Annotated in this window: 15 protein-coding genes and 1 pseudogene; 10 read left to right on the plus strand and 6 right to left on the minus strand. The window is 74.7% G+C overall.

The features are described from left to right. Positions 1-278: 278 nt before the first annotated feature. Together ABZ836_RS08675 and ABZ836_RS08680 are read left to right on the plus strand one after the other, a co-directional pair. The gene (locus ABZ836_RS08675) at positions 279-2,255 is read left to right on the plus strand and encodes a CocE/NonD family hydrolase (protein WP_361140735.1); all 1,977 of its coding nucleotides are present in this window, start codon (positions 279-281) and stop codon (positions 2,253-2,255) included. 159 nt (positions 2,256-2,414) lie between these two features. Further along, complete coding sequence (locus ABZ836_RS08680; RefSeq protein ID WP_361140737.1) at positions 2,415-3,374, plus strand: cation diffusion facilitator family transporter; 960 nt, start codon at positions 2,415-2,417, stop codon at positions 3,372-3,374. Between the two features lie 82 nt (positions 3,375-3,456). Here the strand turns inward: ABZ836_RS08680 and ABZ836_RS08685 are convergent, their stop codons facing one another. Both ABZ836_RS08685 and ABZ836_RS08690 read right to left on the minus strand, forming a co-directional pair. Next, a complete protein-coding gene (locus ABZ836_RS08685; protein ID WP_356135664.1) occupies positions 3,457-4,257 on the minus strand; it encodes a phosphatase in 801 nt (266 codons plus the stop codon). Positions 4,258-4,337: 80 nt separating this feature from the next. Then, a complete protein-coding gene (locus ABZ836_RS08690; RefSeq protein WP_361140739.1) occupies positions 4,338-4,721 on the minus strand; it encodes a hypothetical protein in 384 nt (127 codons plus the stop codon). 187 nt (positions 4,722-4,908) lie between these two features. Between ABZ836_RS08690 and ABZ836_RS08695 the strand changes: the two genes are divergently transcribed. The 5 genes from ABZ836_RS08695 to ABZ836_RS08715 all read left to right on the plus strand — a co-directional run bounded on the left by ABZ836_RS08695 (position 4,909) and on the right by ABZ836_RS08715 (position 13,997). Continuing rightward, positions 4,909-8,667 (plus strand): ABC transporter ATP-binding protein, encoded by a 3,759-nt coding sequence (locus tag ABZ836_RS08695; RefSeq protein ID WP_361140741.1) that lies wholly within the window; start codon positions 4,909-4,911, stop codon positions 8,665-8,667. Positions 8,668-8,898: 231 nt separating this feature from the next. Then, on the plus strand, positions 8,899-9,735 hold the full coding sequence (locus ABZ836_RS08700) for an alpha/beta hydrolase (protein WP_361140743.1): 837 nt from the start codon (positions 8,899-8,901) through the stop codon (positions 9,733-9,735). A 165-nt stretch (positions 9,736-9,900) separates the two neighbouring features. Next, on the plus strand, positions 9,901-10,917 hold the full coding sequence (locus tag ABZ836_RS08705; protein WP_361140745.1) for a helix-turn-helix domain-containing protein: 1,017 nt from the start codon (positions 9,901-9,903) through the stop codon (positions 10,915-10,917). Then, entirely contained in the window at positions 10,914-11,912 is a 999-nt protein-coding gene (locus ABZ836_RS08710; RefSeq protein ID WP_361140747.1) for an alpha/beta hydrolase, read from the plus strand. The genes ABZ836_RS08705 and ABZ836_RS08710 overlap by 4 nt, the downstream gene beginning before the upstream one ends. A 498-nt stretch (positions 11,913-12,410) precedes the next feature. Beyond that, positions 12,411-13,997: an MFS transporter gene (locus ABZ836_RS08715; RefSeq protein WP_361140749.1), complete on the plus strand. Its 1,587-nt coding sequence runs from the start codon at positions 12,411-12,413 to the stop codon at positions 13,995-13,997. A gap of 54 nt (positions 13,998-14,051) precedes the next feature. On the opposite strand, the pseudogene ABZ836_RS08720 reads toward ABZ836_RS08715, so the two are convergent. Continuing rightward, positions 14,052-14,162 (minus strand): annotated as a pseudogene (locus tag ABZ836_RS08720) (ABC transporter permease); the annotation flags it as partial. A gap of 246 nt (positions 14,163-14,408) precedes the next feature. Between ABZ836_RS08720 and ABZ836_RS08725 the strand changes: the two are divergent. Further along, a complete protein-coding gene (locus ABZ836_RS08725; protein WP_361140751.1) occupies positions 14,409-15,881 on the plus strand; it encodes a S28 family serine protease in 1,473 nt (490 codons plus the stop codon). A 100-nt stretch (positions 15,882-15,981) separates the two neighbouring features. Here the strand turns inward: ABZ836_RS08725 and ABZ836_RS08730 are convergent, their stop codons facing one another. The 3 genes from ABZ836_RS08730 to ABZ836_RS08740 form a co-directional block, all read right to left on the minus strand. Next, the gene (locus ABZ836_RS08730) at positions 15,982-16,632 is read right to left on the minus strand and encodes a hypothetical protein (protein WP_361140753.1); all 651 of its coding nucleotides are present in this window, start codon (positions 16,630-16,632) and stop codon (positions 15,982-15,984) included. Between the two features lie 333 nt (positions 16,633-16,965). Next, entirely contained in the window at positions 16,966-18,825 is a 1,860-nt protein-coding gene (locus ABZ836_RS08735; protein ID WP_356135678.1) for a glycoside hydrolase family 3 protein, read from the minus strand. A gap of 258 nt (positions 18,826-19,083) precedes the next feature. Next, complete coding sequence (locus tag ABZ836_RS08740) at positions 19,084-19,995, minus strand: LysR substrate-binding domain-containing protein (RefSeq protein ID WP_361140755.1); 912 nt, start codon at positions 19,993-19,995, stop codon at positions 19,084-19,086. Positions 19,996-20,114: 119 nt separating this feature from the next. Here ABZ836_RS08740 and ABZ836_RS08745 point away from each other — a divergent pair, with 119 nt between their 5' ends. Both ABZ836_RS08745 and ABZ836_RS08750 read left to right on the plus strand, forming a co-directional pair. Next, positions 20,115-21,122 carry an EamA family transporter gene (locus ABZ836_RS08745; protein ID WP_356135682.1) on the plus strand — a complete coding sequence of 336 codons (1,008 nt, stop codon included), beginning with the start codon at positions 20,115-20,117 and terminating at the stop codon, positions 21,120-21,122. Then, on the plus strand, positions 21,043-21,687 hold the full coding sequence (locus ABZ836_RS08750) for a GNAT family protein (protein WP_361140757.1): 645 nt from the start codon (positions 21,043-21,045) through the stop codon (positions 21,685-21,687). Before ABZ836_RS08745 ends, ABZ836_RS08750 begins: the two co-directional genes overlap by 80 nt. Positions 21,688-21,765 lie beyond the last annotated feature (78 nt).

Consider the following 21,765-nt stretch of genomic DNA (forward strand, 5'->3'; position numbering starts at 1 on the left):
CCCCCCGGACGTCCGAGGCCCCGTCACCGCCGCACGGCAGGTGGCGGGGCCTTCGTGCGTTCCGTCGCCCCGACCCGGCACGGCCCGTCGCGGCCCGTCGCGGCCCCACCCGACCCGACCCGGCCCGTCGCGACGGGACCCGCCCCGGCCGGTCCCGGCCCATTGACGCGTCCCGCTCACGACCGGTATTGACGCACAGGTAACGACCTTGATCTGTTCCGGACATGACGGGTGCTTAGGTTCGGCGCGCCCTGTCCCCGTGAAGAGGAGCCGACGGCATGCAACTGCTGGCAGCGCGCACCACCCGGCACACGAGACCACGGCGGAGACTCCGCCTGACGGCCGCCACCGGCGCGGCCGTCACGGCGGCGGTGCTGCTGGGCGGCCTGCTCGGCGCCCCCGCGGCCGGCGCCGCGCCGGACGCCTCGGCGGCCGGGGAGGTCGTCCCGCTCGCCGGTACCGGAGCCCGGCTGGGCGCCGACGGGAAGACCGCGGCGGTCCACGACTACGAGGCGGCGATCAAGGAGTCGGTCTGGGTCGACGCCCCCGACTTCGACGGGGACGGCCGGGGCGAGCGGATAGCCGTCGACATCATCCGCCCCGCCGAACTCGACGGCGTCGAGCGGGTGCCGGTGATCATGGACGCCAGCCCGTACTACGCCTGCTGCGGCCGCGGCAACGAAAGCGAGAAGAAGACCTACGACGAGAACGGCGTCATCAAGTCGTTCCCGCTCTGGTACGACAACTGGTTCGTGCCCCGCGGGTACGCCGTCGTCCAGGTCGACATGGCCGGCACCGGCCGCTCCACCGGCTGCGCCGACCAGGGCGGCCGCTCCGACATCCTCTCCGCCAAGGCCGCCGTGGACTGGCTGAACGGCAACGCCACGGCCTCCTTCGCCGACGGCGCCCCGGCCGACGCGTACTGGACCACCGGCGCCACCGGCATGATCGGCAAGTCCTACGACGGCACGCTCGCCAACGGCGTGGCCGCCCTCGGCACCGAGGGGCTGGAGACCATCGTGCCCATCGGCGCGATCAGCTCCTGGTACGACTACGACCGCTGGCAGGGCCTGCCGTTCTCCTACGGCTACCCGAACTACCTCTCCACCTATGTGGCCGGCGGACGGCACCTCTCCGTCGACTGCTCCGCCCAGCTCGAGCGGATGCGGGTCGACGCCGCCGACGAGACCGGTGAGCACACCGCCTTCTGGGACGAGCGCGACTACCGCGACGGCACCCTGGGCGACGCCTCCCGGGTCACGGCCTCGGCCCTGATCGTGCACGGCCTCCAGGACACCAACGTCGACACCCAGAACGCCACCCGCTGGTGGGAGGCGCTGGGCGAGCACGGGGTGGAACGGAAGATGTTCCTCACCCGGCTCGGCCACGTCGACCCGTTCGACTCCGACCGGGAGGAGTGGGTCGACACCCTGCACCGCTGGTTCGACCACGAGCTCCTCGGCGTCGACAACGGCATCACCGAGGAGCCGGCGGTGCGTGCCGAGATCGCCCCGGGCGAGGTCGTCCACTCCGACACCTGGCCGGTGACCGACCGGGTCGCCACGCTGCGACCGGGCGCCGACGGCACGCTGGCGCTGGGCGCGCGGGGCAGGAAGGGCGAGGCCGCCTGGACCAACAACCCCAACGGGCGGCTCGCCCAGATGCTGGGGTCCGGCGCGATGGACTCCCGCCTCCTCTTCACCACCGGGCGGCTCACGGACGACCTGCGCCTGTCCGGCGCCGCCTCGCTGACCACCACCGTCACCACCGGCGCGCCCACCGGCCAGCTCTCGGTCGCCCTGGTCGACTACGGCCCGGCCCCGCGGGTGTCCGCCTCGGGCGACGGCGCGCGCACCCTGGCCACGGAGACCTGCTGGGGCGCCGCCTCCGCGGTGGACGACGCCTGCTACCGGGAGGTCGAGCGCCGGATCGAGCAGTCCGACCTGCAGGTCCTCGGCCGCGGCTGGGCCCGGCTGGCCGGCGGCGGGAAGCACAGCCTCACCGTCGAGCTCCAGGCCAACGACGTCCTGGTCCCGGCCGGCCACCAGCTCGGCCTGATCGTCACCGGCTACGACGGCGGCACGGTGCGGGTCGACGGCGCCGCCTCGGCGTACCGGATCGACCTGGCCGCCACCCGGCTGAACCTCCCGGTCGCGGGCCCGATGCGGTCCTTCGCGCCGGGGGCCTCGCTGGTCCCGGGGACGGTGTCGGCGACGGACGCCCCCTCCGACGCGCGGCGCATCCCGCTGGGCTGAGCCGAGGACCCGGTGATGACCCGGTGAGAACCCGGTGCCCCGCCGCCCCGACGGGCGGCGGGGCACCGGCCTGTGAGGGGGCGGAAGCCTCGGCGGCGCAGCCCGCGACGGGACGCCGTCCGGCGGGCGTCCCGGACCGCGCCGGGCGACAATCGGGGCATGCCGGACACGACGGATCACGAGGCGGCCGCGGGCGGCGGCGAGAGCACCGTCACCGTGATCGTCGCGGCGGTGGCCAATCTCGGCATCGCGCTCGCCAAGGCGGTCGCCGGCGTCGTCAGCGGGTCGAGCGCCATGCTCTCCGAGGCCGCCCACTCGGTCGCCGACACGGTGACGGAGGTGCTGCTGCTCACCGCCCTGCGCCGGAGCGAGAAACCGGCCGACGAGGCCCACCCGCTGGGCCACGGCCCGGAGCGGTACATCTGGGCGCTGCTCGCCGCCGTGGCCACCTTCGTCGGCGGCGCCGTGTTCTCGCTCTACGACGGCGTCCACACCCTGGTGAAGGGCGAGGAACCCGGCGACCCGCTGGTCGCCTACGTCGTGCTGGCGGTGGCGTTCGTGCTGGAGGCGATCTCGCTGCGCACCGGGCTGCGGCAGACCCGGGCCGAGGCGCGGCGGTACGGCTCGACCTTCGGACGGTACCTGCGCCACACGCCCGACACCGCGGTCAAGGCCGTGGTCATGGAGGACAGCGCCGCCCTCGCCGGCCTGGTGCTGGCGGCGCTCGGACTGCTGGGCACCCAGCTCACCGGGTCCGGCGTGTGGGACGGCGTGGCCTCGCTGCTGATCGGCGTGCTGCTGCTGTACGTCGCGTGGGTGCTGGGCCGCTCCAACGCCGAGCTGCTGGTCGGGCGCCCGCTGCCCGCCGCCGTCCGCGACGGCATCCGCGCCGAACTGCGCGCCGTGCCGCACATCGAGGACGTCCTGGAGCTGACCACCCTGCTCCAGGGGCCGCGGGAGGCGCTGGTCGCGGCCAAGGTCGACTTCCGGGACGTCTCCACCGCCGCCGAGGTCGAGTGGGCCTGCGAGACGGCCGAGAAGCGGCTGCGGGAAGCGTTCCCGGTGGTCAGCCGGGTGTACCTGGACCCGACGCCCTCGGAGCCGCCGCGCCGGACCTAGTAGGGCGGCCCCGGGTCGGCCCTCGTGGAGCCCCCGGGTCGGCCCTTGCAGGACCCCGCGTCGGCCGTCGCAGGGCCCCGCGTCAGACCTCGTGGAGCCCCGCCGCGGAGAGCAGGTAGGCGGTCATCGGGTCGTAGTACCGGGGGCTGTGGACATGGTCGTCGAGCGGCACGGCGACCTGGAGGGTGCCCTCCGCCTCCGCCACGAACAGCGCCGGGTCGTTGCAGTCGGCGTACCCCACCGCGTCCACGCCGTGCTGCGCCGCGTACCCCGCCCAGCCGTGGTCGGCCACCACCAGGTCGGGCAGCGGGCGGCCGTCCTCCGCCAGGGCGTACAGGATCGCCCGCATGGGGTCGCCCGAGTGGGTGTGCCAGAGGCTCGCGCCGCGCTCCACCACCGCGACGTCGGCGAACTGCACCACCCGGCCCTCGACCGTGCCTAGGTCCTCCGGCACGACCATGACCTCGCAGCCCGCCGCGCGCAGGGCGGCCGCGGTGGCCCGGTGCACGTCCAGCAGCCCGCCGGGGTGCCCGGTGGCCAGCAGCACCCGCTGCCGGTCCTCCGCCGCCTTCCGCAGCCGGGCCGCCATCCGCTCCAGCCCGGACACGGTCAGCTCCGGGTCGATGGTGTCCTGCCCGACCCGGTGCGACGGGTCGTCGTCCACCCCCACCCGCTCCGCCATCACGGCCAGCACGTCCTGCTCGTCGGCCCAGCGGTCACCGAACTCCAGGCCGAACCAGTAGTACCGGTCGCCGTTGGCCAGGGCGCGGTAGTGGGACAGGTTGTTCTCGCGGGGCGTGGCGACGTCTCCCGCGATGCGGGTGCGGACGAGGTGCTCGATCAGCTCCTCGCGACTCGGCACGGCGGTCCCAGGTATCGGCATGCCCCCATTCTGATGGACCCCGCGCCGCACGTCCTGGGGATTGTCCACAGCCCTCGAACTCCCGTCCGGTAGTCGTACGATCATGCCGGACCGGCGGTCTTCACCGCGTCCTGGCCGAACTCCTCCACCCACACCGCGTGCTGTTCCGCGTAGCCCGCGACGAACCCCGCCCGCTCCTCGGGCGCCAGACACTTCCCGTACACCGTGCCCACCGGCACGAGGTCGGGCAGCGCCCGGAACAGCCTGGCCGCCGCCTCGGCCCTGTCCTGCCGGCCCAGCGCCTCGACGAGCAGGGGCACGGCCGCGCGGAGCAGTCCCGCCACGGCCACGTCCGCCCGGTCGATCCTGCGGAAGCTGTCCGCCTCCGGCACGCGGTGCTCCGGCCGTGCCAGAGCCTTCAGCCAGTGCAGGGTCACGAGCACCCGCCCCGCGCGCCGCACCGACTCCACCCTCGCCTTCGACACCCTTCCCCCCGGTCCGCGTCGTGCACGACGTCGGAGATCCCTACCCGCCCGGGCGGCACCGCATTCGACGGCGGGAGCCCGCGCCGTCCCGTCCGGCCCGGTGCTCCGATTGTTGCGGAGGGATGAAATCCGCTCCCGTCGTCGTTGGTGCCTTGCGGAAGATCAGGACCGACGGAGGGCACCCCGAGTGACGGAGCGGCAACAGGAGAACTCGCCCGGCTGGGCGCGCCGGCTCGCGGCGTACGCGTGGCGGCACCCCAAGGACGTGATCCTCGCCCTGGGCTCCTCGCTGGCCGGCATGGCGGTGATGGCGCTGATCCCGCTGATCACCAAGGTGATCATCGACGACGTGATCGTCCACCGCACCCGGGAGATGGCGCACTGGGCGGGCCTGCTGATCGCCGCCGCGTTCCTCGTGTACGTGATGACGTACATCCGCCGGTACTACGGCGGGCGCCTCGCCCTCGACGTGCAGCACGACCTGCGCACGGACATGTACCGCACCATCACCCGCCTCGACGGGCGGCGCCAGGACGAGCTGTCCACCGGCCAGGTCGTCGGACGGGCGACCAGCGACCTGCAGCTCATCCAGGGCCTGCTCTTCATGCTGCCGATGACGGTCGGCAACATCCTGCTCTTCCTGATCTCGCTCGGCGTGATGGCCGCCCTCTCCCTCCCGCTGACCGGCGTCGCCGTGGCCGTCGCCCCCGCCCTGTGGTGGATCGCCCGCCGCAGCCGGACCCGGCTGCACCCGGCCACCTGGTACGCCCAGGCGCAGGCCGCCGCGGTCGCCGGGGTGGTGGACGGTGCCGTCACCGGCGTCCGCGTGGTGAAGGGCTTCGGGCAGGAGGAGCAGGAGACCGGGAAGCTCCGCGCGGTGGGCCGCCGGCTCTTCGCCGGACGGCTGCGCACCATCAAGCTGAACGCCAAGTACACCCCCGCCCTGCAGGCGGTCCCGGCGCTCGGCCAGGTCGCCATGCTCGCCGTCGGCGGCTGGCTGGCGGTCGAGGGGCACATCACCCTCGGCACCTTCGTCGCCTTCTCCGCCTACCTGGCCCAGCTGGTCTCGCCGGTCCGCATGCTCGCCATGGTGCTCACCGTCGGCCAGCAGGCCCGGGCCGGCACCGAGCGCGTGCTGGAGCTGATCGACACCGAGCCGAGCTTCCGGGACGGCGCGACCGAGCTGCCCGCCGACGCGCCCGCCACCGTCGAGTTCGACGACGTCTCCTTCGCCTACAGCGACACCCGTCCCGTCCTGGACGGGCTCTCGCTCACCATCCGGCCCGGCGAGACCGTCGCCGTGGTCGGTTCCTCCGGCTCCGGCAAGTCCACGGTGTCGCTGCTGCTGCCCCGCTTCTACGACGTCACCGGCGGCGCCGTCCGCGTCGGCGGGCGGGACGTGCGGGAGCTGACCCTCCGGTCGCTGCGCGACGCGATCGGGCTGGTGCCCGAGGACTCCTTCCTGTTCTCCGAGTCCGTCCGCGACAACCTCGCCTACGGCCGGCCCGAGGCCACCCAGGAGGAGATCGAGCGGGCCGCCCGCGCCGCCCAGGCCCACGACTTCATCACCGCGCTGCCCGAGGGCTACGCCACCAAGGTCGGCGAGCACGGACTCACCCTCTCCGGCGGCCAGCGCCAGCGCATCGCGCTCGCCCGCGCCATCCTCACCGACCCCCGCCTGCTGATCCTCGACGACGCCACCTCCGCCGTCGACGCCCGCGTCGAGCAGGAGATCCACGAGGCGCTGCGCCACGTGATGCGGGGCCGCACCACCCTCCTGATCGCCCACCGCCGCTCCACCCTCAACCTCGCCGACCGGATCGCCGTCCTCGACGCCGGCCGCCTCGCCGACATCGGCACCCACGAGGAGCTCACCGAGCGCTGCCCGCTCTACCGCGGCCTGCTCACCGACCCCGACGAGCTCGGCGGCGTCTCCCCCGGGCACGTCCGGGCGGTCACCGGGGAGCGCGACGACGAGGCCGCCGGCACCACGGTCCGCGAGGAGCTGGACGCCGAGTTCGACGCCGAGCGCGGTGTCACCCCCCGCCTGTGGACGGGCGACCGCGAGCCCCGCGACGCCGCCCTGGAGGGCATGCCCGCCACGCCGGACCTGCTGGCCAAGGTCGACGCGCTGCCCCCGGCGGACGACACCCCCGAGGTGGACGAGGAGCGCGCCGTCCGCGCCGAGGAGGAGTACAACCTCCGCCGCCTGCTCCGCGGCTTCGGCGCCCCGCTGGCGGTCAGCCTGCTGCTGGTCGCGATCGACGCGGGCATGGGCCTGCTGCTCCCGATCCTGATCCGCAACGGCATCGACGACGGCGTCCAGCGGGCCGCGCTCGGCGGCGTGTGGGCGGCGTCGCTGATCGCGCTGGGCGTGGTGCTCACCCAGTGGGCCGCGCAGATCGGCGAGATGCGGATGACCGGCCGCACCGGCGAACGGGTGCTGTACGCGCTCCGCCTGAAGATCTTCGCCCAGCTCCAGCGGCTCGGCCTGGACTACTACGAGCGCGAGCTCACCGGCCGGATCATGACCCGCATGACCACGGACGTCGACGCGCTGGCGACCTTCCTGCAGACCGGACTGGTCACCGCGTTCGTCTCGGTGGTCACCTTCTTCGGCATCATGGGCGCCCTGCTGGTGATCGACGTCGAGCTGGCGCTGGTGGTCTTCGCGACGCTGCCGCCGCTGATCGTCACCACGTACTTCTTCCGCCGCGCGAGCGTGAAGGCGTACGAGCTGGCCCGCGAGCGGGTCTCCACGGTCAACGCCGACCTCCAGGAGTCGGTCGCCGGACTGCGCGTCCTCCAGGCGTTCGGCCGGGAGCGCTCCGGCGGCGAGCGGTTCGCCGCCCGCAGCGACCTCTACCGCCGGGCCCGGATCCGCGGCCAGTGGCTGATCTCCGTCTACTTCCCGTTCGTGCAGTTCCTCGCCACGGTCGCCTCGGCGGCCGTGCTGTGGGTGGGCGCCGGGCGGATCGCGGCCGGCACGCTCACCGCGGGCGCGCTGGTCGCCTACCTGCTCTACATCGACCTGTTCTTCGCCCCGGTGCAGCAGCTCTCGCAGGTCTTCGACGGCTACCAGCAGGCCGCGGTCTCGCTGGGGCGCGTCCAGGAACTGCTGCGGGAGCCGACCTCGACCCCGCCGGCCGCGAAGCCGGTGCCGGTGCGCGGGGTGCGGGGGGAGATCGCCTTCGAGGACGTGCGGTTCGCGTACGGCGCCGACGGCGCCGACGGGGACGACGCCGCGGCGCTGACCGGGATCGACCTGCGGATCCCCGCGGGCCAGACCGTGGCCTTCGTCGGCGAGACCGGCGCCGGCAAGTCCACGCTGGTGAAGCTGGTGGCCCGGTACTACGACCCGACCTCCGGGCGGGTCACCGTCGACGGCCACGACCTGCGGGAGCTGGACCTCACCGGGTACCGGCGCCGGCTGGGCGTGGTGCCGCAGGAGGCGTACCTCTTCCCCGGCACGGTCCGGGACGCCATCGCCTACGGGCGGCCGGAGGCCACCGACGCGGAGGTCGAGGCGGCGGCACGGGCGGTCGGGGCGCACGAGATGATCGCCACCCTGGAGGGCGGCTACCTTCACGCCGTTGCCGAGCGGGGACGGAACCTCTCCGCCGGGCAGCGGCAGCTGATCGCGCTGGCCCGGGCGGAGCTGATCGACCCGGACGTGCTGCTGCTCGACGAGGCCACCGCCGCGCTGGACCTCGCCACCGAGGCGCAGGTCAACGCCGCCACGGAGAAGCTGGCGGGGCGGCGCACCACCCTGGTCGTCGCCCACCGGCTCACCACGGCGGCGAAGGCCGACCGGGTGGTCGTGATGGACCACGGCCGGGTCGCCGAGGACGGCACCCACGACGAGCTCCTCGCCCGGGGCGGTCGCTACGCGAAGCTGTGGCACACCTTCATCGGCGCCCCCGAACCGGCCGTCGACCACCGCTGAACCCCTGGCGCTCGCGGTCAACCGGCGGTGCGTTCCAGGAGAAGAGGAGGCGGGAGGCCCGCCCTAGCGTGATGCCCGAGGAGGCGACGCCCGGACGCGGGGCCCCGCGGGGCCGGCGCCGTCCGCACGGCGGCCCGCCTCCTCGCGGCGCGGCACGCTTCCGCCGGGCCGCCTCCTCGCGGCGCGGCGCCCCTCCGCGCGCGCCGCCCACTCCGGACGAAGGAACACGACGTGCCGTACATCACCGTGGGGCAGGAGAACTCCGCCCCCGTCGACCTGTACTACGAGGACCACGGCTCGGGGCGGACGGTCGTGCTCATCCACGGCTTCCCCCTCGACGGCCACTCCTGGGAACGGCAGAGCGCCGCCCTGCTCGCCGCCGGCCACCGCGTCGTCACCTACGACCGCCGCGGTTTCGGCCGGTCCGGCCAGCCGTCCGCCGGCTACGACTACGACACCTTCGCGGCGGACCTGAACACCGTCATGGAGACCCTCGACCTGCGGGACGCGGTCCTGGTCGGGTTCTCGATGGGCACCGGCGAGGTCGCCCGGTACGTCTCCGCCTACGGCTCCTCCCGGGTGGCCAAGGTGGCCTTCCTCGCCTCGCTGGAACCCTGCCTGCTCAAGAGCGAGGACAACCCGGACGGAGTGGCCCCGAAGGAGTTCTTCGACGGCGTGGTCGCCGCCGTGCGGCAGGACCGCTACGCGTACTACACCGCCTTCTTCGAGGACTTCTACAACCTGGACGAGAACCTGGGCACCAGGATCAGCGAGGAGGCGGTCCGCAACAGCTGGAACGTCGCCGCCGCCGGCGGCGCCTTCGCCGCGTCCGCCGCGCCGTCGACCTGGTACACCGACTTCCGGGCCGACATCCCCGCCATCGACGTGCCCGCCCTGATCCTGCACGGCACGGCCGACCGGATCCTGCCGGCCGAGGGGACCGCGCGGCCCTTCCGCAAGGCCCTCCCGTCCGCGGACTACGTCGAGATCGAGGGCGCCCCGCACGGACTGCTGTGGACCCACGCGGAGGAGGTCAACGCCGCGCTCCTCGCCTTCCTGGCGAAGTGACGCCGCGGCGGCCGCCCCGGCGGCATTTCTGCCTGTTGTTCTGCCTGGGACCGGTGGCCGCCCGCTGATTGGCTGGTGCTCACGGACGGACGGGGGTCACGCCCCGGGGGGGACCCCCGCCCGTCCGTTCCCCACCCGACGCCCTACCCCTGAGCGGAGAGCGACGTGAGCCTGGTGCTGACCACCGACTCCGTGCCGGACCTGGACAAGGTCGCCTACTGGAACGAGGCGGTGAGCAGGACGCTGGTGCCGGTGTCGGTCGCCCCGCGCGGCGACGGCCCGTTCCGCGGCCGGATCGCCACCCGCCGCCTCGGGTACCTCCAGGTCTCCACCCTGGAGGCGGACGCCGAACGGCTCAGCCGCACCCCGGCGCTGATCGGCCCCTCGGCGGAGGCGCTGGTCGCGGTCGGCCTCCAGATGTCCGGCACGGCCACCTTCCTCCACGACGGGGGACGCGCGGAGGTCGGCGAAGGAGACCTCGTGGTGTACGACACCACACGGCCGTACTCCTTCGACCACCCGCTGCGCCACGTCCAGCACGTCTTCCAGCTGCCCCGCCGCGCGCTGGGCGTCCCGGACCCCGACGTCCGCGAGGTCACCGGGCGGGTCATCGGCACCGCGAACGGCTTCGGCGCGGTGCTGCTCCCGTTCCTGACCGCCCTGGCCACCTCGACCGACCGTCACCCCCCGGCCGTCACCAACCGGCTGGCCGGCAACGTCGTCGACCTGTTCGCCACCCTGATCGCCGAACAGCTCCACCCGGGCGGCACGGACGCGGACACCACCCGCGCCCATCTGCTGCTGCGCGTGCGCGAGCACATCGACCGGAACCTCGGCGACCCGGACCTCTCCCCGGAGAGCATCGCCCGACGGCACCGGATCTCCATCCGGTACCTGCACCGGCTGTTCGAGGGGGAGGGGATCACCGTGGGCCGGCTCATCCAGCAACGGCGCCTGGAGGAGTGCGGACGGGAACTGGCCCGCCGCGGCAGGACGGCCCCCACCGTGTCCGCGGTGGCCCAGCGGTGGGGCTTCGTCAGCCCGGCCCACTTCAGCCGCGCCTTCCGCGCCGCCTACGGCGTCTCCCCCCGGGAATGGCGCGGACTGCGCGCCGACCAGGACCGGACCGGGCGGCCCCCGGCCGGCACGCCGACGCCCGCGGCCCGACTGGAGACCGTGTGAGCGACCTCGTCCCCTCGACCCGCCCCCGTACCGTCCTCGACCACCCCACCAGGGCCTTCGTGACCCGGCACACCTGTCCGGGATCGGCACGCCACCCGGACCCGGAGCGGGCCCGGCGGGACCTGGCCCGTCTCCAAGGGGCGGGCGTCCCCGACCCCCTCGACGACGAGGAGGCCACCTCCACGGAGTGGTTCGCCCTGCCGGGCGGGCCGACCGGGCACGTCCAGGTCAAGGTGGTCAGGCCCGCCGACAGCGTCGGCCGGATCCCCGTCGTGCTGTTCCTGCACGGGCTGGGCTGGGTCCTGGGCGACGCCGGCACCCACGAGCGCCTGGTGCGGGCGTTCGCCCTCGGCACGGACGCGGCCGTGGTCTTCGTCGAGTACGAGCGCGCCCCGGAGGCGCAGTACCCGGTCGCCCTCGAGCAGTGCTACGCGGTCGCCCGGTGGATCTGCGGGCGGGGCGGCGAGATCGGCCTGGACGGGAGCCGGATGGCCGCCGTGGGCGACTCGGCCGGCGGCAACCTGGTCGCGGCGCTGACCCTGCTCGCCAAGGAGCGCGGCGACGTGCGCCTGCTGCAGCAGGTGCTGCACTGCCCGGTGACCGACGCCGACTTCGACACGCCCTCCTACCGGGAGTTCGCCGAGGGCTACTTCCTCGGCCGCGAGACGATGCGCTGGTTCTGGGACCAGTACCTGCCCGACGTGCGACGGCGGTCCCTGGCCACCGCGTCACCGCTGCGGGCGACGGTGCAGCAGCTCACCGGGCTCCCGCCGGCGCTGGTGGTCACCAGCGAGGCCGACGTGGTGCGCGACGAGGGCGAGGCCTACGCGGCGAAGCTCCGCGCGGCCGGCGTGGAGGTGGTGTCCATGCGGTACCACGGCACGGTCCACGGCTTCACGGTGCTGGACCCGCTGCGGGACACCGACGCCGCCCGCGCCGCCCTCGTCCAGGCCGTCGACACCGTGCACGTCGCGCTGCACCGGCACCGCGGCTGACGCCGCTGCCGGTTCGCCACGCGTCCGGTTTGCCACGCGTCCGGTTCGCCGCGCGTCCGGTTCGCCGCGCGTCCGGGGCGGCGAGGCGTCCCCGGGCCTGCGGGCGTGCCCCCGGTCGACGGGCCGCGGCCCGTCCGGCGGAGTGCGGTGCACTGCCGGGCAAGCCCCGGTGCACCGACCGGAAACCCGGCCGGACCCGCCCGGCCTAGCGTGGCGCCGCAGCAGCCGCGGGAGTGCACGCGGCACTTCACGGGTCGACGGGCGTCAGGGACGGGCACGGACACGATGGACAGCGAACGGCCGACATCTCGGCGGACGGCGGCGGCACCGGCAGCGGCGGCGGGACCGGCAGCGGGGGCGGCACCGGGGTCCGGAGCGGGGTCCGGAGCGGGGCCGGGACCGGCACTGGAGGCGGGACCGGCACCGGGGGCGGGGACCGCAGGCGCGTGGGCGCCCCTGGCGGCGCGTGTCTTCCGCGCGCTGTGGATCGCGCAACTGGTGTCCAACACCGGCACCTGGATGCAGACGGTCGGCGCCCAATGGCTGCTCGTCGGGGAGAGCGCCGCCCTGGTGACGCTCGTGCAGACCGCCGCCAGCCTGCCGGTCGTGCTGCTCGCGCTGCCGTCCGGGGTGCTGGCCGACCGGTACGACCGCCGCAAGGTGCTCCTGGTCGCCCAGTTCTCCATGCTCGCCGTCTCCGCCGTGCTGGCCGTGCTCGTGTTCCGGGGCGCGGCCGCCCCGGCCGTCCTGCTCGGCCTCACCTTCCTGCTGGGCTGCGGCACCGCGCTGATGGGCCCGGCCTGGCAGGCGATCCAGCCCGAGCTGGTCGAACGGCAGCAGCTGGGGCAGGCGGCGGCGCTGGGGGCCGTGAACATGAACCTGGCCCGCGCGGTGGGCCCGGCCCTCGGCGGCGTGGTGATCGCCGCGGCGGGCGCGGGCTGGGTCTTCGCCTTCAACGCCCTGTCCTACCTGGGCACCGCGGCGGTCCTCCTGCTGTGGCGGCGTCCGGCCGCGCCCCGGCCCGCGGCCGGGGGCGAGGGCATGCTGGCGGCCGTGCAGGCCGGCCGCCGGTACGTGTGGCACGCGCCCGGCGTCCGCCGGATCCTGCTGCGCACGGCCCTGTTCATCCCGGGCGGCGCCGCCCTGTGGGCGCTGCTGCCCCTGGTCGCGAGCCGGACCCTGGGACTCGGCTCGGGCGGGTACGGCGTGCTGCTCGGCGTCGTCGGACTCGGCGCGGTGTGCGGTGCGTTCGTCCTGCCCGCCGCCCGGCGCCTGCTGGGCGCCAACGGCACCCTCGCGGCGGGCGCGACGGTCTTCGCCGCGGCCCTGGCGGTGCTGGCCACCACCCGTCTGCCCTGGCTCGCGGCGGTGGCGCTGCTGCCCGCGGGGGTGGCGTGGATCGGCGTGCTGTCCACGCTCAACGCGGCCGTCCAGCAGCGGCTGCCCGGCTGGATCAGGGGTCGGGGCCTGGCCGTCTACCTCGTGGTGTTCCAGGGCGGGCAGGCCCTGACCGCCCCCGTGTGGGGTGCGCTGGCCGACGGGCTGGGACTGGCCGTCGCGCTGCTGGCCGGCGCCGCCCTGCTGGTGGGCTGCGCCGTGAGCGTGCGCCGGTGGCCGCTGCACGACATGGACGGGGTCGACCCCGCCCTGTCCGACCACTGGCCGGACCCGCCGCTGGTCTTCGAGCCCGGACCGGCCGACGGCCCGGTGCTGGTCACCGTCGTCCACCGGATCGCGCCCGGCAACCGGGCCGCCTTCACCGACCGCATGCGGCACGTGGCCCGCTCACGGCGCCGTACGGGAGCCCTCTCCTGGGGCCTCTACCAGGACGGCGCGGACCCGGAACGGTTCGTCGAGACGTACCTGGTCGGCTCCTGGGCGGAGCACCTGGCCCAGCACCACGGCCGGCTGACGGCCGGTGACCGCCGGGCCGAGGAGGAGGCGCGCGGCCTGCTCGTGGAGGGCACCGCCCCCGAGGTCACCCACGCCTTCGACGTCACCGCCGGCCCGGTGACCCCCGCCGCGGCGGACGCCGGCGCCGACGTACGTTCGGCCGACCGGTCCCGGCGGTCCCGTCCGTCCTAGACCGCCCGCCGCCTGAACAGCGGTTCCGGGACGGCCACCGCGACGCCGAGGCCCCCCGCGCACCGCCTCGATCACCTGGGTCACGGGCTGGTGCTCGGCGAACCCCCGCAACCAGGACGGCATCGTGCCGCTCTCCACGAAGGCGCTGCTCGGGTACGGCAGGAAGCTCTGCGCGCGGGGCGCAACCGTACGGCGGCACGGCTGCGCACGGGACGCGGCGACCGGCGGCGCGGCTGCGCCGGGGCGTGGCCGGACGACAGTGCGGCCGGACGGGGGAGCGGTGGTGGCCGGGGAACGGCGGCGGCTGCGGGGGGTGGTGGCGGCCGGGAGGCCGAAACCGACGTCCGCCCCTGGTGGGACGGGTGACGCACCGGTAGGTTCGGGCCACCTATGACTCCCAGGGGAGGGTGCATGCGCAACGCGCTCAGAGGGGCGGTGGCGCTCGGTGTGCTGATGGGCACACTGGGCACGGTGACGACGGCGACCGCCGTCCAGCCCGAGGCCACGGCCACCACGGCCGCCACCGCGGCCACCACCGGCGTCAACGCCGAGGCGGACATCCTGGACCGGCTTCTCGCGATACCCGGGATGAAGCTGATCCAGGAGAAGCCGTACACCGGCTACCGCTTCTTCGTGCTGAACTACACCCAGCCGGTGGACCACCGCGACCCGTCGAAGGGCACGTTCCAGCAGCGCATCACCGTGCTGCACAAGGACGTCTCCCGCCCGACGGTCTTCTACACCGGCGGCTACAGCGTCTCCACCAACCCGAGCCGCCGCGAGCCCACCCAGATCGTCGACGGCAACCAGATCTCCATGGAGTACCGGTTCTTCTCGCCGTCCCGCCCGGACCCGGCCGACTGGTCGGACCTGGACATCTGGCAGGCTGCCAGCGACCAGCACCGCATCTTCCGGGCCCTCAAGCCGATCTACAACGAGAACTGGCTGTCCACCGGCGGCTCGAAGGGCGGCATGACCGCCACCTACTACGAGCGCTTCTACCCGCGCGACATGGACGGCGTGGTCGCCTACGTCGCCCCCAACGACGTGGTGAACAAGGAGGACTCGGCCTACGACGAGTTCTTCGCGACGGTCGGCACCAAGGAGTGCCGCGACCGCCTCAACGGCGTGCAGCGCGAGGCGCTGGTCCGCCGCGACGCCCTGATGAAGCGTTACGAGGCCGCCGCCGCGGAGAACGGCTGGACCTTCGACACCATCGGCTCCATGGACCGCGCCTACGAGGCCGTGGTGCTGGACTACGTGTGGGGCTTCTGGCAGTACAGCACCGTCGCCGACTGCGCCTCGATCCCGGCCGACGCGGCGAACGCCACGGACGAGGAGATCTGGAACTCGGTCGACACGATCTCCGGGTTCTCCTTCTACACCGACCAGGGCCTGAGCCCGTACACGCCGTACTACTACCAGGCCGGCACCCAGCTGGGCGCGCCCACGATCACCTTCCCGTACATCGAGGACGAGCTGATCCGCTACGGCTACCAGCCGCCGCGGAACTTCGTGCCGCGTTCCATCCCGATGCGGTTCCAGCCGTCGGCGATGCGCGACGTGGACAACTGGGTGCGCAGGAACGCGCGTCAGATGCTCTTCGTCTACGGGCAGAACGACCCGTGGGGCGCCGAGCCGTTCCACCTGGGCAAGGGCGCGAAGGACTCCTACGTGCTGACCGCGCCCGGGATGAACCACGGCGCGAACGTGGCCGGTCTGGTCCCGGAGGAGAAGGCGCTCGCCACCGCGCGGATCCTGGAGTGGGCCGGCGTCGCCCCGGCCGCCGTCCAGGCCGACCCGGCCAAGGCGAAGCCGCTGGCGAAGTTCGACGCCAAGCTGGACAAGCGGGACGTGGAGCGGGAGCCCACCCTGCGTCCCTGACCCGGCCCGGCAGCGACGGACGGTACCGGCCGTGCCGTGCGGGGGAGACCCCGCGCGGCACGGCCGCCGCGTTCCGCCGGGAGCCGTGCGCCCTGCCGCCTCAGAGCTCGCGCGCGCAGCCGACCGGCCGGTCGCCGCCGAGCCGCACGTACAGGTCGGTCGACGCGGGGCACCGGTCGCGGTCGGTCACCGCGCGGGTGACCTCGAACTCCGGCGCGTGCTCGCCCGTGCCGTCGCAGGCCGTCTCGCGGACCTCGCCCTCGCCGGTGCCGTGGACGCAGTCCCCGGCCACCGTCAGCGGGCCGCCCCCGCCGCCCGGGTCGCCGGGATGCGGCGGCTGGAGGTTGCGCATGCAGGCGTACCCGCGCGGGGTGACGCCGTCGCCGTCCTCGTCCGAGGCGGACCCGCGGTCGCTGACGTGGAGCACGAAGTCGGTGTTCGCCGGACAGGCCGGGCCGCCCGTGGGCCGCCCCTCGTGCCGCGCGGTCACCCGGGCCACCGCCCGCTCGCCGGTGCAGGGCACCTCGACGAAGCTGCGGGACCCGGACGAACTGCACTCGCCGACCGCCAGGAACACCTCGCCGTGACCCGTCGGCGACGGCCCCGCCGCGGCCCGCCCCCGGCCGTCCCCCTCGGTCCCGGCCGGCACCGGAGACCCGGGCGTCCCCGACGGGGCGCCGGGCCCGCACCCCGAGCCCAGCAGCGCGCCGAGCAGCACGGCGCCCGCCACCGCCACAGCAGAAAGTCGCATCGGTCCATCCCCCCGCAGCAGCCTGCCCCGCCGGGGAGCGGGACACGCCGGGCCTCGGGGAGGAATGGGGCCGAACCGGTATCTGTGCGGCGATGGCGGGCGCAGGCCGCGTACGACGGATGCACGGCCGCCCGGTACCTCAGGCGGGCGTGCCCCGCGCCGCCCGGTGTCCCAGGCGGGCCGTGCCCCACGCCGCCCGCCGCCCGGTGTCCCAGGCCGCTCGTACCTCGGGCGCCGCGGCGCTTCGGGACGGGCCGGCGCCCCGGCGCTTCGGACCGGCCGCAGCCCCGGGCTGCCGGGCCCCCGGGGCAGCGGCTGCGCGGTGCCCGGCGGTCAGTACGTCAGCCCGTGCCCGACCGGGTACAGCACCTCGCTCGGCGCGTCGGCCCGCTGCACCGGCACCGGCAGCCTGCCGCTCGGCGAGACCACCCCGGCGATGACCCGCGCGGCGGCGCGCACCTCCGTGTCGGTCCACGAGTAGGAGGCCAGCACGGCCGGCGCGTCCGGCAGGTGCGCCACGTCGTACGGGTTGCGCACCGCCACCACGACCACGGGCCTGCCGGTCTCCCGCAGGCGCTGCACCAGCGTCCGCTGCGCACTGCTCGCCGTCACGTTGTAGGTGGCCACCACCACCGCGTCCGCGTCCGCCGCCGCCGTCACCGCGCCCGCGATCACGGAGGCGGACGGCGCGGTCCCGGTGGTGCGGGCCGTGGTGGCGAAACCGAACCGGGCCAGCTCCGCGGCGATCACCCGGGTGGTGGGGCCGTCGGAGAGCGACGGGGAGGCCGGGTCCGGGCCGACGACCAGGATCCGGCGGTGGCTCAGCCGGTTCAGCGGGAGCAGGCCGCCCTCGTTCACCAGCAGCGTGGTGGTGCGGTCGGCGATCCGGTCGGCCGCCTTGTAGTGGGCGCGGGTGCCCACCGCCTCGTCGACGCCGTCGTGGGTGACGTACGGGTCCTGGAAGAGGCCCAGTTTCGCCTTGAGGCGGAGGATGCGCAGGATCGATTCCTCAAGGCGCGCCTCGGTCAGCTCGCCGCTGCGGACGGCGTCCAGCACCGCGTTCCACGACACGCTGATGTCCGGCGGGTTGAGCAGCTGGTCGACGCCGGCCTGGACCGCCATCACCGCCACCCGCGCGTCGCCGTACTTGGTCCGCACGCCCTGCATGCCGAGGGAGTCGGTGACCACCACGCCGTCGTAGCCGAGCTCCTCGCGGAGGATGCCGGTGAGGATCGGCCGGGAGAGCGTGGCCGGGTCGCCGGACGGGTCCAGCGCGGGCACCATCAGGTGCGCCGTCATGATCGAGTCGATCCCGGCCCGGATCGCCGCCCGGAACGGCGGGGCGTCCAGCTCGTCCCACTCCTCGCGGCTGTGGGTGATGATCGGGAAGCCGTAGTGGCTGTCGACGGCGGTGTCGCCGTGGCCCGGGAAGTGCTTGGCGGTGGCCGCCACGCCGGCGTTCTGGTAGCCCACCACCTCGGCGGCGGCCAGCCGGGCCACGGCCTGCGGGTCGGCGCCCAGGGAGCGCACGCCGATCACCGGGTTGGCCGGGTTGACGTTGACGTCGCAGACCGTCGAGTAGTTCTGGCGGATGCCCAGCGCCGCCAGCTCCGCACCCGCCACCCGGCCCAGCGCCTTCGCGTCGGCCTTCGAGCCGCCGGCGCCCAGCGCCATCGCGCCCGGCAGCAGGGTGGCCGGCTTGCCGACGCGGGCCACGATGCCGTGCTCCTGGTCGGTGGCGATCAGCATCGGCAGGCCGCGCGGAAGGTCCAGGGACGCCTTCTGGATGCCGTTGGAGAGGTCGGCGATCTGGTGGGGGTCACGCGTGTTGTGGGCCCAGGCGAAGTAGATGATGCCGCCGAGCCGGTACTTCTCGATCAGTTCGGCGGCGTTGCGGACGCCGATCTCCTTGAGGTTGGCGTCGACGTCCGCCTGGTCGGGGGCGGTCGCCGAGTGGCCGTAGACCCGCATCACGAAGAGCTGGCCGACCTTCTCCTCCAGGGTCATCCCGGAGACGAGCGCCCGGAGCCGCTCGTCGTCCACCGGCGCCGGGCCGTCGGCGGCGAGGGCGGGGGTGCCGACCGCCAGAGCCGCGGTGATCCCGGCGGTGGCGGCGAGAACGGTACGTCTGGAGGGTCGAGCGGTGTTTCCCGAGGCGGTGGTTCCGTTGAGCCCCGTGCTGGAGTCGCGCACGTGCGCCCCTTCCGTGGTGAAGGAAACTGCCGAGGGGTCACGAATATCGGGGAAGTTTCTTTCGGTCAAGAGCGACGGCCGCACCGGACGCCGAGCGGTGGCCCGCCACCGGCGCCGTGGAGGGGGGTGGCGCCGGTGACGGGCGGGGCTGCCGGCCGCAGGCGGAGGGGAGGGGAGAAACCGGCCCCCACAGGTGGCCGGTCGACCGCTCTGCGGTGACTCGTCCGGCAGTACGGCCTTTGGACGCGCCGGCCCGCGTCACGGTTCCCCGGCGATCCGTCCCCAGCGGGCCCGCAGCGTCCGCACGGTCTCGGCCACGGCCGGACGCCGGGCCGCCTCCTCCCGCCACACGGCGTACAGCCGCCGCACCGGCACCGGCTCCATCGGCACCGTCACCACCTCCTCGGGCAGCGGCCCGCGGCCCAGCCGGGGGATCACCGCCACGCCCAGGCCCGCCGCCACCAGCGCGACCAGCGTGGGGTTCTCGTCCGCGGTGTGCACCACCCGCGGCTCGTGCCCGGCCGAGCGCATGGTCCGCACCAGCCAGTCGTGGCAGACCCGCCCCGGCGGCTGGCACACCCACGGCTCGCCGGCCAGTTCCTCCCGCCGCACCACGTCCCGGCCGGCCAGCCGGTGCCCGCGCGGCACCATCAGGTCGCTGCGGTCCTCACCGATGCGCTGCCGGGCCAGCCCGGGCGGCAGGGTCGCCGGAGCGACGTCCCAGTCGTGGGACACCGCCATGTCCACGGCGCCCTTGGCCACCATCCCCACCGAGAGGTGCGGGTCCACCTCGCTCAGCCGGACGTCCAGCGCCGGGTGCCCCGCCACCAGGTCGGCCAGCACCCCCGGCATCAGCCCGCGGGCCGCCGACGGGAAGGCGGCGATCGTCAGCCGCCCCGCCGGCTCCCCGCGCCGCGACTCCAGCTCCGCCTCCGCCCGCTCCACGATGCCGAGCAGTTCGCGCGCGGTCCCGGCGAGCCGCCGGGCGTCCTCGGTGAGCCGCACCCCGCGGCCCTGCCGCTCCAGGAGCACCGTGCGGGTCTCCCGTTCCAGCTTGGCGATCTGCTGGGACACCGCCGAGGGGGTGTAACCCAGCGACTCCGCCGCCGCGTTGACGGTGCCGTGCACGGCGACCGCGTGCAGGGCGCGCAGCCGCTGCAGATCGAGCATGGCCCGGTCCCCTCCGATCCGTTCCGCTTCCCCGTGCCGCCATCATGCAGTATCGCTACATCCACGGGTGCAGCAATCATCGCTGGTGCTTCACGGTGCCGCGGGCGGATCCTCGATCCATGCGACCTGCTCATCTCCTCCTGGCCGTGTCCGTCGCGGCGATCTGGGGCGTCAACTTCGTGGTCATCGAGATAGGCCTCGACCACTTCCCCCCGCTGCTGCTGTCCGCGCTGCGGTTCCTCCTCGCCGCCCTGCCGGCCGTCTTCCTCGTCGGGCGGCCCAAGGTGGCGTGGAAGTGGATCGTGGGCGTGGGACTCGCCCTGGGGGTGGCCAAGTTCGGCCTGGTCTTCGTCGGCATGGACCAGGGCATGCCCGCCGGGCTCACCTCGCTGGTCCTGCAGATCCAGGCCGTCTTCACCGCCCTGTTCGCCTTCGCCGTGCTCGGCGAGCGCCTCACCGGGCCGCGGGTGGCCGGCATGGCCGTGGCGGTGGCCGGGATCGTGGTGGCCGCCGTCGACGAGGGCGGTACGGGGCCGCTGCACGCCTTCGCGCTGGTGGTCCTCGGCGGCGCCTGCTGGGGCGTCTCCAACGTCCTCACCCGCAAGGCGTCCCCGCCGGACGCGCTCAACTTCATGGTCTGGGTGAGCACCGTGCCGGTGCTTCCGCTGCTGGCCCTCTCGCTGCTCACCGAGGGCGCCGGCCGCGACCTGGCCGCCCTGCGCGCCCTCGACGGCGAGGGCGTCGCCGTCATCCTCTTCATCGCCTGGGTCAGCACCGTCTTCGGCTTCGGCGCCTGGGGATGGCTGATCAAGCGCCACCCGGCGTCCACCGTGGCCCCGTTCTCCCTGCTGGTCCCGGTCTTCGGCATGGCCTCCGCCCGGCTCCTGCTGGACGAGGCGGTCAGCCCGCTGCGCTGGGCGGCCGCGGCGCTGCTGGTGACGGGCGTCGCCATGACCTCGCTGTCCCGCCCGGGCGGGAAACCCGTCGCCGGCCGGCCGGGCGGTGCGGCAGACTCCCTGCCGCGCACCCCGACGAAGGAGGACCCGGATGGGATGGCTGCCGACCGCCCCGACGCTGGAGGGCTCACGGGTACGGCTGGAGCCGCTGCACCCGCGTCACGCGGCTGACCTGGCCGTGGCCGCGGAGGAGGACCGGGCCACCTACGCCTGCACCTGGGTCCCCCGCGCCGACGAGGTCCCGCACTACATCGCCACCCGGCGGGGGGACGCCGAGGAGGGGACGGTGGCGCCCTACGCCCAGATCTCGCCGGCCACCGGCCGTGCCGTCGGCTGCACCTCCTTCTGCGCCCCGCGCTCCTGGCGTTCCCCGGAACGGCTGGACGCGGTGGAGGTCGGCTGGACCTGGCTGGGCCGCTCCGCGCAGGGGACGGGCATCAACACCGAGGCCAAGCTGCTGCTCTTCCGGCAGGCCTTCGAGGGCTGGGCCGTGCGGCGGGTGGACCTGCTCACCGACGCCCGCAACACGCGGTCGCGCGCCGCGATGGAACGGGTCGGGGCGAAGCACGAAGGAGTGCTGCGGGGATGGGGCGTCTCCCGGGTCCCGGGGGAGGAGGGCCGGCTGCGCGACACGGCGGTCCACGCGGTCCTCGCCGAGGACTGGCCGGGCGTCCGGGAGCGGCTCGAAAAAATCTTGTCCGACCGTACAACCCTCACGCCACCTCGCCGGTCTTAGTCGGCGTCAGAAGTTGTGGAGGGGGCTCCAAGGGGGGGGATCCGGGGGGATCGGTGGCTTCTGGCGGGGGGACGAGGG

Source organism: Streptomyces sp. NPDC047130, from assembly GCF_040643475.1.
Taxonomy (GTDB): Bacteria; Actinomycetota; Actinomycetes; order Streptomycetales; family Streptomycetaceae; genus Streptomyces.

Coding starts and splice junctions, on each gene's coding strand:
- ABZ836_RS08680 (WP_361140737.1), top strand. CDS start 2,415: ATGCCGGACACGACGGATCACGAGGCGGCCGCGGGCGGCGGCGAGAGC.
- ABZ836_RS08730 (WP_361140753.1), bottom strand. CDS start 16,632: ATGCGACTTTCTGCTGTGGCGGTGGCGGGCGCCGTGCTGCTCGGCGCG.
- ABZ836_RS08675 (WP_361140735.1), top strand. CDS start 279: ATGCAACTGCTGGCAGCGCGCACCACCCGGCACACGAGACCACGGCGG.
- ABZ836_RS08740 (WP_361140755.1), bottom strand. CDS start 19,995: ATGCTCGATCTGCAGCGGCTGCGCGCCCTGCACGCGGTCGCCGTGCAC.
- ABZ836_RS08685 (WP_356135664.1), bottom strand. CDS start 4,257: ATGCCGATACCTGGGACCGCCGTGCCGAGTCGCGAGGAGCTGATCGAG.
- ABZ836_RS08750 (WP_361140757.1), top strand. CDS start 21,043: ATGGGATGGCTGCCGACCGCCCCGACGCTGGAGGGCTCACGGGTACGG.
- ABZ836_RS08745 (WP_356135682.1), top strand. CDS start 20,115: ATGCGACCTGCTCATCTCCTCCTGGCCGTGTCCGTCGCGGCGATCTGG.
- ABZ836_RS08725 (WP_361140751.1), top strand. CDS start 14,409: ATGCGCAACGCGCTCAGAGGGGCGGTGGCGCTCGGTGTGCTGATGGGC.